Raw genomic sequence first — 16133 nt, 5'->3', positions numbered from 1 at the left:
TAGTTCCAAATGGATTATTCCCTAACTTTACAATAACTAATTGATAATTGGAATGATCGGCTTTATTTCGGAACTAGGTATAAATATTTTGGTTGGTTGCCTAGTTGGTTTCTTCATGAACCTGATTTTTTCTGATAAGATCAAAAAGCTGGTCAGATACCATAACAAGGAATTGTTGGAGACCAGGATCGAAATCCAGGAACAGGTTTCCCACAACATTGCCTCTGAACTACATGACAACATCGGTTCCTATCAAAGCCTTCTGTTAATGTCGCTAAAAAGGCTTAGAGTTAATGCAGACGAAAAAAACAGAGTGCAATTCGATGAGGCTATTTCGCTCGCAGAAAAAACCTCAATAGAAATAAGGAATATATCAAGGAGTATGCAGGCATTTGACATGGAGTATTTCGATTTCTACGATTGCCTAGAAATGGAACTGGACAGGTTGACCAATTCCAAACTATTATCAGTAAATTATTTTCTCGAAGGCGACAAAGCCACGCTTGTGCACCAGACCGGGCTTGTGCTCTTCAGGATCTGCCAAGAAATCATCAATAATGTTGTAAAACATGCAAAAGCTTCCACAATTGACGTGAGCGTTCAAAAAAAGTTCGGAGCCCTGATTCTGACAATTGCAGATGATGGTATAGGATTCAATTACCATGCTATGGAAAAAAGCAAAAGCAGTAAACGAGGCATGGGCCTTAGAACAATAAAATCCAGGGTCGAATTTTTACATGGAAATCTCAAAACACAGAGTATTCCGGGTGAAGGTACCCGTATTACAATTAAGATCAAGTTATAAAACGAGTAGAGCTCCTGAAATGAAAAAGAACTCCATTGACCAGCCCTTCCATTACAAGAGCAAAAGGATTGATATCAGCGGTATCAGTCCGGTAGATCGCCGTGCCGTACTGATCGATATCACTGGCTTCTGGATATGGCGAGTACTCCTAATCTGTATCCCGCTCATTAGCGCACTACTCCTGAACAAACATGAAAATAAAACTACTGACCAACTCCAACCGGGAATTAAACAACACATAAAACCTGACACCATGAGAAAAAAAATCACACTTGCCCTTGTCGATGACCACACCCTTTTTCGCCTCGGCCTTTCGACCCTCCTAGAAGAAGCCGCCCCAGGCCGTTATAACATGCTTTTTCAAGCAGCATCAGGTATCCAACTGATGGAAAAACTCGCCTCGGGTACCATCCCGGAACTTTTGCTACTGGACATCAACATGCCGGAAATGGACGGTATCGAAACGGCAAGGCTACTGGCCATTAATTATCCTAGCGTCAAGGTATTGGTGTTATCAATGCTCGAGGATGAAAATGCGGTATTAAAGATGTTAAAACATGGTGTAAAAAGCTACCTACTCAAAGAAACTACGCCAGGAGAATTAATACATGCATTAAATCAGGTTCATGAACAGGGCCAGTTCTTTCCCGAATGGATCTCGAATATTGCCATTCGAGCATTAAACCCCTATTCAAAAATAGCTGAGGCTTCAGATGTAATTGATCAGCTAAATTCAAAAGAGCTACAGTTTCTCAAACTTGTAGCTACAGAAATGAATTATCAGGAAATGGCAGACCAAATGGGGGTAAGCTATAAATCAATAGACAAGTACCGCGAATCCATATTTTCGAAATTCAACGTTAAAAGCAGAGTGGGGCTGATTAGAATCCTGGTTAAAAATGACATTATTAACAAGGACAACATCATTTAGTACAGGCTGTAGGTAAAATGAAGCTGTGTAAAACACATGTAGCCAAAAATTATCTTGATCTATTTGATTCGAGCAAAACTTATCATTTTAAAGATACGACTATCCCAATCTCCTATCCAGAGAGGTTAATGGCCGTGTAATACGAATTTAACCTTGGTTTCCGTTATTATAACCGGTATACCACTCAAAAAATTTATAAATTTCAGCCCTTGGATATAACTCATCATGTTCATCCCTGTTTTCTTCCAGCAGTTCAGCATTCCTGATTGCTTGCGGCAGTCTTTCCTGTAGGTTCGCAAATAACCTTGCCGCTTCCAAAAACCTCATGCTTTTATCATAACCAGGGATGTGTTTGCGCAGTTCTGTAACGGCCTGCTCACAGTTCTGGAAAAGCCTTCCCGTCCTACGGAAATGCAGGAGCAGCCAGAACTCAAAGCAGGGATTGTTTTCCAGCACAATAACACCACGACGCTCAGCCGCCCGTTTTAAACTGGCATATGATTGTTGTTGACTCTGGGCAATCACAGCATCCATGTCAATTAGGGCATATACCCGGGCATAATCAGCACTGAGTTCAACTGCCCTTTCCAAAACACCTTTAAAACTCCCTATCTTTCCCGGATAATCCGGCAGGATATGCAGGTTAGCAGGACGCTCGGTGTCCCTGAAATCGGAAAAGTAAATCCTTTCAGTAAAACCGTCCCCAACCAGGGCCACGGTATAACGGACCTGTCTTTTTTGGTTTTTTCTACCCATTATTTAGCAGCAATAAAAGGTGAGCCAAGGTTTGGTTTTGCTCCCAACCTTCCCGAACGATACGCATTGATCAAACTTGCACCCTTGCGCAGCACACCACTGTCAAAATCGGCAGCAGAATAAAGATCAACTGAACCGTCTGCCTTCTTCTCACTGAACCATAATGCATCCCGGCGAATAAAATCAATTTCTTCCATCAGCGCTACATTATGGGTGGTAACGAGCATCTGTGACTGTCCAGCATTGGCCAAAAAGGTCTGCAGAAAATGCTTCATCAGATCCGGATGCAGTGAACTTTCCAGCTCATCCACCAGTAAGATTGCATTACTGTGAACCAGGCTATAAAGTGGCCCGCCTAGCGAGAAGTAACGTTGTGTCCCAGCACTTTCCACCTGAATAGGCAACTTAAATTCCCCTTCTTCGGTAAGGTGCGTAAATTCGATTTTCCTTCTGAATTCATATCCATCGCTCCCCCCATACATCTTTCCAAGAAAACGTCCTGTTACTGAACTACCAAGTGATGACTTAATGGAAACCCCACGGATAACCGGCTCAATAACTTCTGATCCTGTAGTTGCGGCCATATTGATTTTCTTGCCCAAAGACTTCTCCTTTTCCGCCCTGACCCCGCTGATCTGCTGATCGGCTTTGTTCATAAACCTATCCATCCATTCATTCGCCTTGGGATTACCCGCAATCATCATAGCTGTTTCTTCAACTACATTGGTCGCACTGCTAATCATGCCTAATAGAAACGTTTTCAACCAGACGTTCAGTTCTTCCAGCTCAGGGATATCGGTATTAGTCTTGGTAAATGCACCAAGAACGGTATTGTTATGCAACGTATTGCTTTCCAGACGGTCACGTTCCTTCGCCGGAACCTTTATACGGCTCCCAAACTGAATAGTCGCCAGTCTTTTATCAACATCGGTTTTGCGGCTAAAAAGTTCGGTAGGTTTGGCCGAATTAAAAAACACCAGTTTTTCGTCAAGCACAGCCTCGTAATTGAATACAACCTCATAAATATGTCGAACGGCGTTAACATAAAAAGCCATTTCAATAGTGGAATGAGATTTTTTAGGCTCGGCGCAAAAAAGAAATGGCTCATAATCCAATCCTTCGGATTTATCATAGAGCGGACTAAGTAGCAATCTTTTCAGAAATTCCAGAGCATTGAGCACGGTCGTTTTGCCCGACGCGTTTGCCCCGTAGATATAGGCAAGTCTCAATATACGCACCCCATCCGGCATCACTACCGAATAACTATCATCCGAGAGCTCGCCGGGCAGGCTGGCTTCGAAGCTGAGTTCGACCTCATCTTTGATAGGGCCAAAGTTCTTTATCCTGATATACTGAATCATTTTTACCTTTCTTGCATATTATTTACAAATATAACGAAAATAAAAACAAATATAAAGAGCAACCAATACCAAATCTTTAACAAGGTACACAGCTTACCTCGCTTTCCCTCTTTAAATAGAATGAGAGGGCGAAAGTGTGCTGGGTTTCTTCCTAAGCTGTGCACCTATTCTAGCACCTGGAAAACAGTAAAAGCCAAGTAATAGCAATATCGTGCAAATTATTTTTAAAGGATTAAAAAAATATCCGACTCGGAATTCTACAATGATAGAAATAAGATTTTGGTGCTGAAATAGGTGCCAAATATCTTGTTTTTCTTAGCACCTAACTGATATGAAATAAAAACAAAAAACCCTCTAATCAATTGATTTAGAGGGTTTTCATTGGATTTTAAATCCGTTTTTTCGTCGGGATGGCAGGATTCGAACCTACGACCTCCTGCTCCCAAAGCAGGCGCGATACCGGGCTACGCTACATCCCGAACTTGGTATCGATCTTTTAATCCTGTTTTAAAAGTGGATCAACTTTTTGTCGGGATGGCAGGATTCGAACCTACGACCTCCTGCTCCCAAAGCAGGCGCGATACCGGGCTACGCTACATCCCGAACTTGGTATCTTCTTTTTTTATTTCCCTTTTTCGAAGGGATTGCAAAGTAACGGATTTAAATTGACAATTCCATTTTTATTTGCAAATTTTTATTCTTTGCGGAGAGGGCGGGATTCGAACCCGCGGTACCGTTACCAGTACGACAGTTTAGCAAACTGTTCCTTTCGGCCACTCAGGCACCTCTCCTTCAAACCTCTCATTTCTGCCCTACCGGCGTTGTTTTGAGGTCTGCAAATATAGTAAAACAAGTTATCCAACAAAAAAAAATTATAAAATTTGTTGATAATCTATACGCACATGATAGATACTCATCAGCATCGTCTTGAATATCAATTTGATAGTCTCAATATCTTTTAACGTCAAATCGCAGTCATCTAACTGATTTTGCTCCAATTTGTAGTTAATTATACGTTCAACGATGTCATTTATGTTCTGCGCATCGGGATTTTTCAGACTTCTTGAGGCAGCTTCTACCGAATCGGCGAGCATTAACACACCTGTTTCTTTGCTAAAAGGTATAGGGCCGGGGTAGCGAAAAATGTTTTCGTCGACAAATTTTTCAGGTGTATTTTTCAAAAACGATTGATAAAAATAATCAACCCGGGTATTTCCATGATGTGTTCTGATAAAATCGATAATCGCTTCAGGAATCTGATTTTTTCTTAAAATTTCAATTCCTTTATGCACATGCTGAATAATGATCTGCGCACTTTGCTCATAAGGTAATTTATCATGTGGACTCACAGCCGTATTTTGGTTTTCAATAAAATACTGTGGATTATCTACTTTACCAATATCGTGGTATAAGGCCCCTGCCCTTACCAGCACAGAATTACCGCCAATTTTAAATATCGCAGCTTCAGCAAGGTTGGCCACCTGTAAAGAGTGCTGAAAGGTTCCAGGCGCTTTAAAAGCAAGCTCTCTTAACAGTTTATTATTGGTATTGGTCAACTCAATTAAGGCCACATCCGAAGTGATACCAAAAATCCGTTCGAACAGGTAAATTAACGGATAAGCCAAAAGCGATAAAAGTACACTAAAAACAAAAGGAATAAAATTCAACCATTCTATTTCGCGGAAAGATCCTTCGCGGAGTAAGGCAATACCTACAAAAGAAACAAAATAAGCCAGCAGAATAAATAAGGCCGAAACCAGGAATCTTTCGCGTTTGACAAAGTTTTTTATACTGAATATGGCAACCATACCCGCAGTAACCTGATAAAATACAAATTCGAAACTATTGGCTACAAAGAAACCGGCAATTAAAATCACCAGCATATGGAGGTAAAGTGCCAAACGCGTATCAAACAGGATCCTGATGATAATAGGCACCACACAGAACGGAATGTAGTACAAACTTGGGATTTCCATCTTAATGGCCCAGGTTAAAGCAAGCAGCATCCCTGTAGTTACAATGAGGATTAGGGAGAGCTGACGGTTATCGGCAAAAATATCCTTCCGGAAAAGAAAAAGGAACGACATTAAAATAGCCAGTATAAAGCCAACCAATATCACCTGCCCCAGGTAAACCAATGCCCTGCTGCCGATTGTTTTGGTTTGTGCATCGTAAGTAGCTTTGTAAGATTCCAGTTTTTGATAAATTTCTTCGTCAATCACATCATTCTTGGCCACAATAAGTTCTCCTTTTTGCACCATCCCTTTCGTAGTAGAGATATTGTTAACTGTATTATCCTGTATGGTTTGCGTTAACCGCTCATCAAATACAATATTCGGAGTGATATGATCAATTGCGAGGTTTGCCACCAGATCGCCCATTACCTGGTTAGGGGCCTTAAAATTATTTTTAAAAAACATCAGGGCCGATTCTGCGGTAAAAACATCCTGTGTATTTTTCTCCTGTGCCACATTGTTTTCAAGCAAAGAAAAGTCGTAGTTTTTACCCCCGGCCTGGTGTTTCACATTCAAACCAATAATTCCTCTCTGGTAAATACGCTGCAACAATTTATAGGCAGCACTTTTATATATATCCCTGTCTTTTTCGTTAAGCTGTTTTGATTTCCATTTCACATCAAATTCATTGGCAAACTCTTCCAATGCATTTGCTGTAATGCCCCTATCCAATTGGTAAACTGGCAAAATATCTTTTAAGGCATTTTTTTTATCTGCACTAACCTGCGGGTTGGTTTTTAAAATAGCAAAGCTGAAAGGCGAAATCAGATCCTTGTTTTTCCATACCGCATTTTTTTCGAACTCATATCTAAACCGGGGTTGTTTGGGCAGGAATAGCGTAATAATGAAAACGGTAAATATCATCATCACATATTTCAGGTTTGATGAATATTTCCGGTAAAGGATCTTGTGTGAATTTCTCTTGATTTTAGCCAAAACGATGTAATTATTGTACTGTCAAAAATAGCATTTTTATCTAATATACATTTTACCGGTTTTGTTTGCAATTACCGGATTTTATATTTTACTTTATGATATCAAATTAATATCAATTATGTATCAAGAAAAAATTATCAATCCGCCATCTGGCTATTTAACATTCGCAATAAGCATATTGTTGCTGGCTGCTTCCATTTTCTGTTTTGTTTCAGAAATTTTTCTCTGGGGAGGAATTTTATTAGCCATAGATATATTTTTACTATTTCCGGGCTTTTTAATCATTAACCCCAACCAATCGATGGTACTTACCCTGTTCGGGAAATATATTGGTACAGTAAAAGCCGATGGTTTTTTCTGGGTAAATCCCTTAACCACAAAAAGACGCTTATCATTAAAAGCCAACAATTTAAACGGGCAGCAATTAAAGGTTAATGATAAACTGGGCAACCCGATCGAAATTGCCGCCGTGGTGGTTTGGAAAGTAAAAGAAACTGCCAAAGCCGTTTTCTCTGTAGAAAACTACATGCAATATGTAAACATCCAGAGTGAAGCAGCTGTAAGGCATTTAGCCAATATCTTCCCATACGACCATGCTGAAGGGGAAGAAACCAGCATTACCTTGAAAGATGGCGCTGAAAAAGTAAGTGAACTTTTAGAAAACGAACTGAACGAACGTTTATCCCGCGCAGGCATCGAAGTTTTAGAGGCCAGGATTTCGCATTTGGCTTATGCGCCGGAAATCGCCAGCGCCATGTTACAGCGCCAACAGGCCACAGCAGTAATTGCAGCCCGTAAATTAATTGTAGAAGGTGCCGTAGGTATGGTAGAAATGGCATTAGAGAAATTATCGCAAAAAGGAATTGTTGAACTGGATGAAGAGCGTAAAGCAGCTATGGTAAGCAATTTATTGGTGGTTTTATGCGGAGATCGCCATGTACAACCTGTAGTAAACACCGGAACTTTGTATAATTAAGCTAATGGAATTTGAAGAAAAACATGGATTGAAGATCTGGTGGCTTTATCTGGTTACAGCGGCCACTATATTTCCAACAGCGGCCCTACTTATTTTTCAGAATAATAGCTTAAGTATCGCTGAACTTAAAGAGATGTACTTCGCCCCGGTTTTAGCGCTCCTATCTCCGCTTTTAATCATTTTTTTAGTGCAACAGCATAAGCTCACCCTAAAAATAACAACTGAAGAGGTTTCTTTCCGGTATCCCCCCTTTCACTTCACATCAAGTCATTTCCGTTGGGAGCGCATTGAAAAAGCTTACATCAGAAAGTACGATGCATTTTCTGAATACGGGGGCTATGGCATAAAAAACCGGCTCTGGTTTAAATTTAAAGATAAGGCTTATTTATTAAACGATAAAAACAGAGGGTTGCAACTGGAATTTAAAAACGGCAAAAAGCTGTTGTTCAGTTCTAATAAAATAGAGGATCTGGAGATGTTTTTGATTAATTTAAAAACGAGGTATAATATACAAGCAATACAATAAGAATGGCGGAGAAAGATAAAAAAGCTTTTGTATTAAGAATTAGTCCTGCTTTATTAAAAGAAGTAGAAACCTGGGCTGCCGATGAGTTTAGAAGTACAAACGGACAGATTGAATTTTTACTTACTCAGGCATTAAAATCGAGAAAGAAAGGCAAGGCGAAAGAGGAATAAAAGCAAGACTTCCGAAGTTTTCAAGGCCCAGGGCATCAGCAAACTTCGGAAGTCTGTTAATATCTGGGCGTTCCCCAAGCTGCGCAAGGGTCGGGCATTTCAGGGCTGCGCTTCGCTCCGGTACCGATGAAGGATCGGTACTGAACCCTTACAATCCCTAACGCGAACCCACAGTTTAAATAAAACCTATCAGGTTTCTGAAACCTGATAGGTTTGTACATTAATAAATTTCCTCCACCCAGCAACCAAACTCAAGCAGCACCAAACCCATTAATTTAAACCTGATGGCAGCGACAGCCCCGAAGAATGAGGGCTACAGCGAACAGCAGGACTGAACTAACCCCAAGAAACACTACAGCACCTTTCCAAAAAGCTATTAAAACTTATTATTTCAAATGTGCTAAAATCATTTCCTATACCGTATTTTAAACCTCGCAGGTTTTGGAAACCTGCGAGGTTTTTATTTCTACCCAAGCAGCACCAGCCCAGGTAATTTAAACCTGATGGCAGCGGCAGCCCCGAAGCATGAGGGCTACAGCGAACAGCAGGACTGAATAAACCCAAGCACTACTAAAGCACCTTTCCAAAACCTATTAAAAACTTATTATTTCAAATGTGCTAAAATCATTTCCTATACCGTATTTTAAACCTCGCAGGTTTTGGAAACCTGCGAGGTTTTATTTCTACCCAAGCAGCACCAGCCAAGGTAATTTAAACCTAATGGCAGCGGCAGCCCCGATTATGAGGGCTAAAGCGAAGCAGGACTGAATAAACCCAAGTACTACTAAAGCACTTTTCCAAAACTTATTATTTCAAATGCGCTAAAATCATTTCCTCAACGTTATTTTTAAACCTCAATAGGTTTTGGAAACCTGCGAGGTTTGACTAACTTAGCGGCCTAACCAAAAAATTCATAAAAATTAGTTTACATGAAAGAAGTTGTAATTGTATCAGCTGTGAGAACGCCTATAGGCAGTTTTGGAGGCTCATTAGCTCAATTTTCCGCTACTCAACTCGGTGGTTTTGCCATTAAAGCAGCCATTGAAAAAGCTGGACTAAAACCAGAACAGATCCAGGAAGTATATATGGGCAATGTTTTATCGGCTAACGTTGGACAAGCACCTGCTACACAGGCTGCAAAATTTGCCGGATTACCAGATTTACCTGCCACAACCATAAATAAAGTATGTGCTTCGGGCACTAAAGCAATCATGCTTGCCGCACAAAGTATTGCAAATGGCGATAATGAAATTATTGTTGCCGGCGGCATGGAAAGCATGAGCAATGTTCCATACTACCTGGATAAGGCAAGAAACGGTTATCGCCTGGGCCACGGACAAATTACAGACGGTTTAGTAAAAGATGGCCTTTGGGATGTTTACAACGATTACCACATGGGGGCTGCAGCCGAACTTTGCGCTACCGAATGCCGCATCAGTCGCGAGGAACAGGATAATTTCGCTATCGAATCGTACAAAAGAGCACAGGCCGCACAAACCTCAGGTAAATTTGCCAATGAAATTGTAGCCATTGAGGTTAAAGACCGTAAAGGAGAGATTATATTGGTTGATACCGATGATGAGCCCACAGCGGTCAAATTTGATAAAATCCCGTCATTGAAACCGGTTTTCAAAAAAGATGGAACTGTAACTGCAGCAAATGCTTCGACTTTAAACGATGGCGCAGCAGCATTGGTTTTAATGAGTGCAGATAAAGCAAAAGAACTGGGTTTAATACCTTTGGCTAAAATTTTGGGTTACGCTGATGCACAACAAGCGCCAGAATGGTTTACAACTGCACCTTCAAAAGCAATTCCATTAGCATTACACAAAGCCGGTATCAACATAAAAGATGTAGATTATTTTGAGATCAATGAAGCATTTTCTGTAGTTTCTATCGCAAATAATCAACTTTTAAAGTTAAGTGAGAGCCAGGTTAACGTTAATGGTGGTGCCGTTTCCTTAGGTCACCCACTTGGTGCATCGGGCGCCCGGATTGTAGTTACCTTACTTTCGGTTTTGGCGCAAAATAACGGAAAAATCGGTGTAGCCGGAATCTGTAATGGTGGTGGTGGTGCAAGTGCCCTCGTTATCGAGAAATTGTAATCTTTGGTTTTGCAGCGTATGGCGCATTTGATTGTATGAAAGTTATCAGATTTTACATCCTTTTAATCATTGGAACGCTAGGCTTTAGTGTAAAAGCACAGCAATCACCAAACACTTTAAATGTTTTACAGGATACACTGATTAAAATATCGGCAAGAGTTGTTGCTGCGCAAAACGATGCTCAAAAATTAGAAATAAACGGCAATTTTGTGAAAACATTGGTTGAAGCTTTAAAAGTTTCCAATTCTTTTTCTTACCCTTTCGATTCGCTTAAAAATGTATCTGTAATTAAATCACCAGATCAAGCTTTTAGGGTTTTAAGTTGGTATGTACTGCTCGAAAACGGTACATACCGCTATTATGGCGCCATCCAGATGAATACAAAAAGCGGCCCGTTGAAACTTTACCCCTTAATCGATCAGACCGATAATCTTGGCGATGCCAACAGCATTACTAATAATCAGAAATGGTTCGGTGCCAGGTATTATGAAATTGTTCCGGTAACCAGCGGAAACCGCTTGCCTTATTATGTAATTTTAGGTTGGAAGGGTAATACACAAATAACGACTAAAAAGGTAATCGATATTCTTTCTTTCGATAAGGATAACCTCACCTTTGGTGCGCCTGTTTTTGACGGCAAAGAACTAAAAGGAAAAAACAGGATCATATTTGAGTATGCTAAATCCAATGCGATGACTTTAAAAACGGATCTGAAAGCAGGCATGATTGTATTTGACCATCTTGCTTCTTTTGATCCCGAAATTAAGGGAAAGTTTGAATATTATGGATCAGACGGCACTTTTGATGGCTTTAAAATTATCGGTGGAAGGCTGAAATTCCAAGAAGATATTACGCTTAACAATGATCCAAATTCGAGTGATGAGTTTTATGCAGATCCAAAGAAAAATGTTAAACCCATCAGAAAGTTTTAATTCTTAACAAACCATTTACCTTACTCCTTACTTAAAAATTTGTGAGTTTGGCAATCGCTCACTATATTGCGCCCTGCTAACTAGCTTAAACAACACACAAATTCTGAATTCATAAACTAAAACCAACAAATGTTTTATGCAAACATCTAATGAAACCATTAGTATTGACCATGATAAGGAACTAAACCTCCACTTAACCAGTCAAGGGGTTTCTCCAGAAAAATTATTTAGCCATCCGGTTGGCCTTTTTGTACTCTTTTTTACCGAAATGTGGGAGAGATTCAGTTATTACGGAATGCGGGCCATTTTGGTTTTGTTCCTGATTAGCGATTTGAGCAAAAACGGTTGGGGTTGGCCACGGCCGGAAGCCTTACAGCTTTATGCTATTTATACCGGTTTGGTATACTTTACACCAATACTTGGTGGTTTAATTGCCGATAGATTTACAGGTTATAGAAAAGCAGTGATCATAGGTGCTTTTATTATGACGCTCGGTCATGCCGCAATGGCTCTTGAAGGGGTTAGCACCAATTTTTTCTATGTTGGTTTGCTTTTATTAATTATTGGTAACGGATTTTTTAAACCAAATATTTCTTCAATTGTAGGTAAACTTTATCCACCTATTAGCGATAAAAAAGATAGTGCTTATGCCATATTTTACATGGGTATTAATTCCGGTGCATTTATCGGGATGTTGATGTGCGGTTATATCGGCGAAAAAGTAGGCTGGCATTATGGTTTCGGTTTAGCTGGCGTATTTATGCTTTTCGGAATGCTACAGTTCTATTTCGGACAAAAAATATTCGGCGTAATCGGTTCGGCAGTTGATAAAACTAAAGCCGTAGAAAAAGCAGATCCAACGGTAGAAGAAATTCCTAAAAAAGTTAGAAGTCAACGTTTATGGGTAATCGCCATTTTGTCTATTTTTACCATTTTCTTCTGGATGGTATTTGAACAGGCAGGCGGATCGATGACGATTTTTGCAAAAGATTACACCTTAAGAAACTTAACAGGAGGAGCAGCTACAACCTTTAAATGGGTAGATGCCATCCTGACCATATTTCCATTGGTAGCCGTAACTTTTGTGCTGTTTTCATTAGCGCGCAAAATTTTCAAGAAGTATCCGGCAACTATTTTATTTACGTTATTGAGTTTTGCCATTATCTGGGTATTGGCCATCTGGAAAGTAAGCAGAGAAATGGGATCGGTAAGTACCGAAGTTCCGGCTTCCTGGTTTAGTGTATTAAACTCATTCTTTATCGTATCACTGGCGCCTATTGTTTCCAAAATATGGGAAACCAAATTTAACCCAAGCGGGCCTGTAAAATTTGGCTTCGGTTTAATTTTTGTAGGTATTGGTTTCGCAGGCTTAGCTTATGGCGGTTCATCTATTCCACAAGGGGCCACTTCAGCAGAAGTAAGTTTATTCTGGTTAATTTTTGCCTATTTCTTCCATACTGTTGGCGAGTTATGTATCTCTCCCGTTGGACTATCGTATGTAAGTAAGCTTGCACCTTCGAACCTTGTGGGTTTAATGTTTGGTGTATTTTTTACCTGTACTGCTATTGGTAACTACCTGGCCGGAGCTACAGGATCATTAATTGACAAAATAAGCGCCGCTTATTCAATTTCAACTTTCTTCCTGATATTCACCATAATACCAATTGTAGCAGGTTTAATTATGTTTGCCATAAGCCCTATTCTGCGCAAATGGATGCACGGTGTTCACTAATAAAAAAAATAACTTTTACCCAAAAGCCCGATTTTCATCGGGCTTTTAATTTTTAAACCTATTTAATGGAAAAAACAGTTTCAATAGAAGAGATTCAGAATTTTGAAGGAAAATACCCGAAACAGCTCTGGCATTTATCGTTGGTAGAAATGTGGGAGCGTTTCTGCTTTTACGGAATGCGGGGAGTATTGGCTTTCTTTATGGTAGAACAACTGGGTTTAAGCGACCAAAAATCGAACTTGCAGTACGGTGCTATACAAGCCTTTGTTTATGCCTTCACTTTTATAGGTGGCATTTTTGCCGATAAGATTTTAGGATTCAGAAAATCTCTTTTTTGGGGTGGAACGCTAATGATCATCGGAAACTTAATCCTGGCTTTCTCTCCACACGATTTATTTTATATCGGTATTACCCTATCTATTATCGGAACCGGTTTTTTTAAACCCAATGTTTCATCAATGGTTGGCGAATTATACCACGAGAAAGATAATCGCAGAGATGCAGGATACGGACTTTTTTATGCCGGTATTAATGTAGGTGGCTTACTGGGTGGTGCCATGTGTATTTATCTGGGTAAATATTACAACTGGCATTTGTGTTTTTTATCTGCCGCACTGGTAATGATGTTTGGCTTAGGCACGTTCATTTTTACAAAAAAACACTTAGGTCCTATCGGGAGCTCACCGTTGCTGCATCTTAAAAAATCAAAACAGCAGTTATGGGAAATAGTCGTTTATGCGGGTTCGATACTTTGTATTCCATTGATTTATATCATGGTAAAAAACACGGCCTTTACTGATTATTTCATGTACACCATAGGTGTTGTTGCTCTGGTTTATTTCCTATACGAAACCTTTAAAATAAAAGATAAAAAAGCACAATATAAACTATTGGCGGCATTCGTCTTTATCTTCTGTTACTTCATTTTTATGGCCATATCTGAACAGAGTGGCGGTTCGCTTTCATTGTTTGCAAAAGATAACCTGGATCATAAAATCCTCTTTTTTAATATCGACCCCAATGTGGTAAACAATAGTGTCAACTCGTTTTTTGTTATTGTTTTTAGTCCGATTGTAGGCATTTTATGGCTAGGCCTTTACAAGCGTAAAATAGAGCCCAATACCGTGGTAAAATTTGGAATCGGTTTTCTTTTATTGGCTTTGAGTTTTTACGTTTTTTATGCCACAAGGTTCTTCGCCAATGTACAGGGCATTAGTTCGTTAAATGTATTTACGCTAGCTTATTTATTGTTAACCCTTGGCGAGCTTTGCTTGGGGCCAATTGGGATGTCGATTATTACGAAACTCTCGCCAAAGAAAATGTTCGGCATGATGATGGGACTTTGGTTTTTATCAAGTGCTTTTGGTCAATTGGCTGCCGGAAAACTGGGTGCAGAAATGTCAAGTATCGACAATGCTTCACTACCAACTAAATTAATGGCTTATACCGAAGGTTACAAAGCATTAGCCTTATATTCTTTAATTGCAGGTTTGGCATTGATTATTTTTTCCCAACTGGTTAAGAGATTGATGCAGGAAGTACGGTAATAGTTCTTTGTCATTCTGAACGTAGTGAAGAACCCGAAGGCTCTGCGGAGCAAATCTTTTTATATCGTATAAAGTGTAAATAAAAGAGTCTTCGACTACGCTCAGACTGACATTGTTTAAGAAGCATATTCAATAAGATTTGGAAATGAACGGACAGTCGTTCTTGGAGGCCTGCTGTCCCGCCATTCGCTATAGTCCCTCTTTTCAATCGGGAGCTACCGCTGCTGTCGGGTTTAGGAACAACGGTTCAGTGACTTAAAATCTAATTCTGCGCAGATCTACGAAATCAGCGGGAAACAATAAGGCCTAAGATATATTGAGGAATAACGGCATTAAATAGATCCTGAAACAAGTTCAGGATGACTACCGCGGGGGATAAATTACGTGGAATTCATGAAAATTCATAACGGTTTCATATTTAATATTTACTTTCGCAGTTTAAAAGCAATTGCCAACTACAAATATCAAATACAAAGGCCAAAAGCTTATATTATTAAAAACCACAACAAACGTGTCAGATAGTTTAGTCATCATTCCAACCTACAACGAGAAGGAAAACATCGAAAAAATCATTAGAAAGGTTTTTTCTTTAACACAACCTTTTCATGTTTTAATTATTGATGATGGTTCTCCTGATGGAACTGCTGAAATTGTAAAATCGTTGCAAAAAGAATACGAAGGGCATTTATTTATTGAAGAGCGTGCGGGTAAACAAGGCCTGGGTACAGCATATATTTATGGCTTTAACTGGGCATTACAACATGATTATGCCTACATATTTGAAATGGATGCCGATTTCTCTCACAACCCGGATGATCTGGCTCGCTTACGCGAAGCCTGTGTAAATGGTGCAGATGTAGCCATTGGTTCCAGGTACGTTAAGGGTGTAAATGTAGTAAACTGGCCAATGGGCAGGGTTCTAATGTCGTATTTTGCTTCAATGTATGTGCGTATGATTACCCGGATCAACATTCAGGATGCTACGGCGGGTTTTAAATGTTACCGTAAAATTGTACTGGAAACCATTCCATTAAATAAAATTAAGTTTGTTGGTTATGCGTTTCAGATCGAAATGAAATTCACCGCCATTAAATTTGGCTTTAAAGTAGTGGAAGTTCCTATCATCTTCACCGATCGTACCGAAGGAACATCAAAAATGAGTACCCGTATTTTCAGAGAAGCTTTTTTAGGTGTAATCCAGATGAAAGTTTGGAGCTGGTTTAGAAGTTATAAAAGGGAGTCAGGAGTCGGGAGTCCTAAGTCAGGAGTCCGAAGTCCAGAGTCTTAAATCCACATCGCCTGGTTCTATTCACTTCCTACTAAGGACCAAAGACTTAAGAT

Annotated in this window: 13 protein-coding genes and 3 tRNA genes; 10 read left to right on the top strand and 6 right to left on the bottom strand. The window is 39.8% G+C overall.

From position 1 onward, the window contains the following. Positions 1-52: 52 nt before the first annotated feature. Positions 53-805, top strand: a complete 753-nt coding sequence (locus IM793_RS18295) for a sensor histidine kinase (RefSeq protein WP_193423833.1) — start codon at positions 53-55, stop codon at positions 803-805. Positions 806-824: 19 nt separating this feature from the next. Then, the gene (locus tag IM793_RS18290) at positions 825-1736 is read left to right on the top strand and encodes a response regulator transcription factor (RefSeq protein WP_193423832.1); all 912 of its coding nucleotides are present in this window, start codon (positions 825-827) and stop codon (positions 1734-1736) included. A 147-nt stretch (positions 1737-1883) separates the two neighbouring features. Here the strand turns inward: IM793_RS18290 and IM793_RS18285 are convergent, their stop codons facing one another. From IM793_RS18285 to IM793_RS18260, 6 genes are all read right to left on the bottom strand, one after another. Then, positions 1884-2492 (bottom strand): RloB family protein, encoded by a 609-nt coding sequence (locus tag IM793_RS18285; protein WP_193423830.1) that lies wholly within the window; start codon positions 2490-2492, stop codon positions 1884-1886. Further along, positions 2492-3853 carry an ATP/GTP-binding protein gene (locus IM793_RS18280; RefSeq protein WP_193423828.1) on the bottom strand — a complete coding sequence of 454 codons (1362 nt, stop codon included), beginning with the start codon at positions 3851-3853 and terminating at the stop codon, positions 2492-2494. Before IM793_RS18280 ends, IM793_RS18285 begins: the two co-directional genes overlap by 1 nt. Before the next feature lie 405 nt (positions 3854-4258). Further along, positions 4259-4332, bottom strand: a tRNA-Pro gene (locus IM793_RS18275). 50 nt (positions 4333-4382) lie between these two features. Further along, positions 4383-4456: transfer RNA gene (locus IM793_RS18270), tRNA-Pro, on the bottom strand. Positions 4457-4557: 101 nt separating this feature from the next. Next, positions 4558-4644, bottom strand: a tRNA-Ser gene (locus IM793_RS18265). Positions 4645-4725: 81 nt separating this feature from the next. Then, on the bottom strand, positions 4726-6732 hold the full coding sequence (locus tag IM793_RS18260) for an HD family phosphohydrolase (RefSeq protein WP_193423915.1): 2007 nt from the start codon (positions 6730-6732) through the stop codon (positions 4726-4728). A 190-nt stretch (positions 6733-6922) separates the two neighbouring features. On the opposite strand from IM793_RS18260, the gene IM793_RS18255 reads away from it, so the two are divergent. The 8 genes from IM793_RS18255 (at position 6923) to IM793_RS18220 (ending at position 16080) form a co-directional block, all read left to right on the top strand. Next, positions 6923-7780, top strand: a complete 858-nt coding sequence (locus IM793_RS18255; protein ID WP_193423826.1) for an SPFH domain-containing protein — start codon at positions 6923-6925, stop codon at positions 7778-7780. Positions 7781-7784: 4 nt separating this feature from the next. Next, a complete protein-coding gene (locus tag IM793_RS18250) occupies positions 7785-8306 on the top strand; it encodes a hypothetical protein (protein WP_193423824.1) in 522 nt (173 codons plus the stop codon). A gap of 2 nt (positions 8307-8308) precedes the next feature. Next, positions 8309-8476 carry an Arc family DNA binding domain-containing protein gene (locus IM793_RS18245; protein ID WP_083488688.1) on the top strand — a complete coding sequence of 56 codons (168 nt, stop codon included), beginning with the start codon at positions 8309-8311 and terminating at the stop codon, positions 8474-8476. Positions 8477-9405: 929 nt separating this feature from the next. After that, complete coding sequence (locus IM793_RS18240) at positions 9406-10581, top strand: acetyl-CoA C-acyltransferase (RefSeq protein ID WP_193423822.1); 1176 nt, start codon at positions 9406-9408, stop codon at positions 10579-10581. A 35-nt stretch (positions 10582-10616) separates the two neighbouring features. Next, positions 10617-11513, top strand: coding sequence for a hypothetical protein (locus IM793_RS18235; RefSeq protein ID WP_193423820.1), 897 nt, complete (start codon positions 10617-10619; stop codon positions 11511-11513). A gap of 136 nt (positions 11514-11649) precedes the next feature. Further along, the gene (locus IM793_RS18230; RefSeq protein ID WP_193423818.1) at positions 11650-13245 is read left to right on the top strand and encodes a peptide MFS transporter; all 1596 of its coding nucleotides are present in this window, start codon (positions 11650-11652) and stop codon (positions 13243-13245) included. A 65-nt stretch (positions 13246-13310) separates the two neighbouring features. Next, positions 13311-14792: a peptide MFS transporter gene (locus IM793_RS18225; RefSeq protein ID WP_193423816.1), complete on the top strand. Its 1482-nt coding sequence runs from the start codon at positions 13311-13313 to the stop codon at positions 14790-14792. A 511-nt stretch (positions 14793-15303) separates the two neighbouring features. Further along, the gene (locus IM793_RS18220; RefSeq protein ID WP_193423814.1) at positions 15304-16080 is read left to right on the top strand and encodes a polyprenol monophosphomannose synthase; all 777 of its coding nucleotides are present in this window, start codon (positions 15304-15306) and stop codon (positions 16078-16080) included. The last annotated feature ends 53 nt before the right edge of the window (positions 16081-16133 follow it).

Origin of the sequence: Pedobacter sp. MR2016-19 (genome assembly GCF_014947265.1) — a bacterium.
Taxonomy (GTDB): Bacteria; Bacteroidota; Bacteroidia; order Sphingobacteriales; family Sphingobacteriaceae; genus Pedobacter.
This window is presented reverse-complemented; position numbering and strand designations above follow the sequence as displayed.

Excerpts from the sequence above, each read along its gene's own strand:
- IM793_RS18295 (WP_193423833.1), top strand. The coding sequence starts at position 53 with ATGATCGGCTTTATTTCGGAACTAGGTATAAATATTTTGGTTGGTTGC.
- IM793_RS18290 (WP_193423832.1), top strand. The coding sequence starts at position 825 with ATGAAAAAGAACTCCATTGACCAGCCCTTCCATTACAAGAGCAAAAGG.
- IM793_RS18285 (WP_193423830.1), bottom strand. The coding sequence starts at position 2,492 with ATGGGTAGAAAAAACCAAAAAAGACAGGTCCGTTATACCGTGGCCCTG.
- IM793_RS18280 (WP_193423828.1), bottom strand. The coding sequence starts at position 3,853 with ATGATTCAGTATATCAGGATAAAGAACTTTGGCCCTATCAAAGATGAG.
- IM793_RS18260 (WP_193423915.1), bottom strand. The coding sequence starts at position 6,732 with ATGATATTTACCGTTTTCATTATTACGCTATTCCTGCCCAAACAACCC.
- IM793_RS18255 (WP_193423826.1), top strand. The coding sequence starts at position 6,923 with ATGTATCAAGAAAAAATTATCAATCCGCCATCTGGCTATTTAACATTC.
- IM793_RS18250 (WP_193423824.1), top strand. The coding sequence starts at position 7,785 with ATGGAATTTGAAGAAAAACATGGATTGAAGATCTGGTGGCTTTATCTG.
- IM793_RS18245 (WP_083488688.1), top strand. The coding sequence starts at position 8,309 with ATGGCGGAGAAAGATAAAAAAGCTTTTGTATTAAGAATTAGTCCTGCT.
- IM793_RS18240 (WP_193423822.1), top strand. The coding sequence starts at position 9,406 with ATGAAAGAAGTTGTAATTGTATCAGCTGTGAGAACGCCTATAGGCAGT.
- IM793_RS18235 (WP_193423820.1), top strand. The coding sequence starts at position 10,617 with ATGAAAGTTATCAGATTTTACATCCTTTTAATCATTGGAACGCTAGGC.
- IM793_RS18230 (WP_193423818.1), top strand. The coding sequence starts at position 11,650 with ATGCAAACATCTAATGAAACCATTAGTATTGACCATGATAAGGAACTA.
- IM793_RS18225 (WP_193423816.1), top strand. The coding sequence starts at position 13,311 with ATGGAAAAAACAGTTTCAATAGAAGAGATTCAGAATTTTGAAGGAAAA.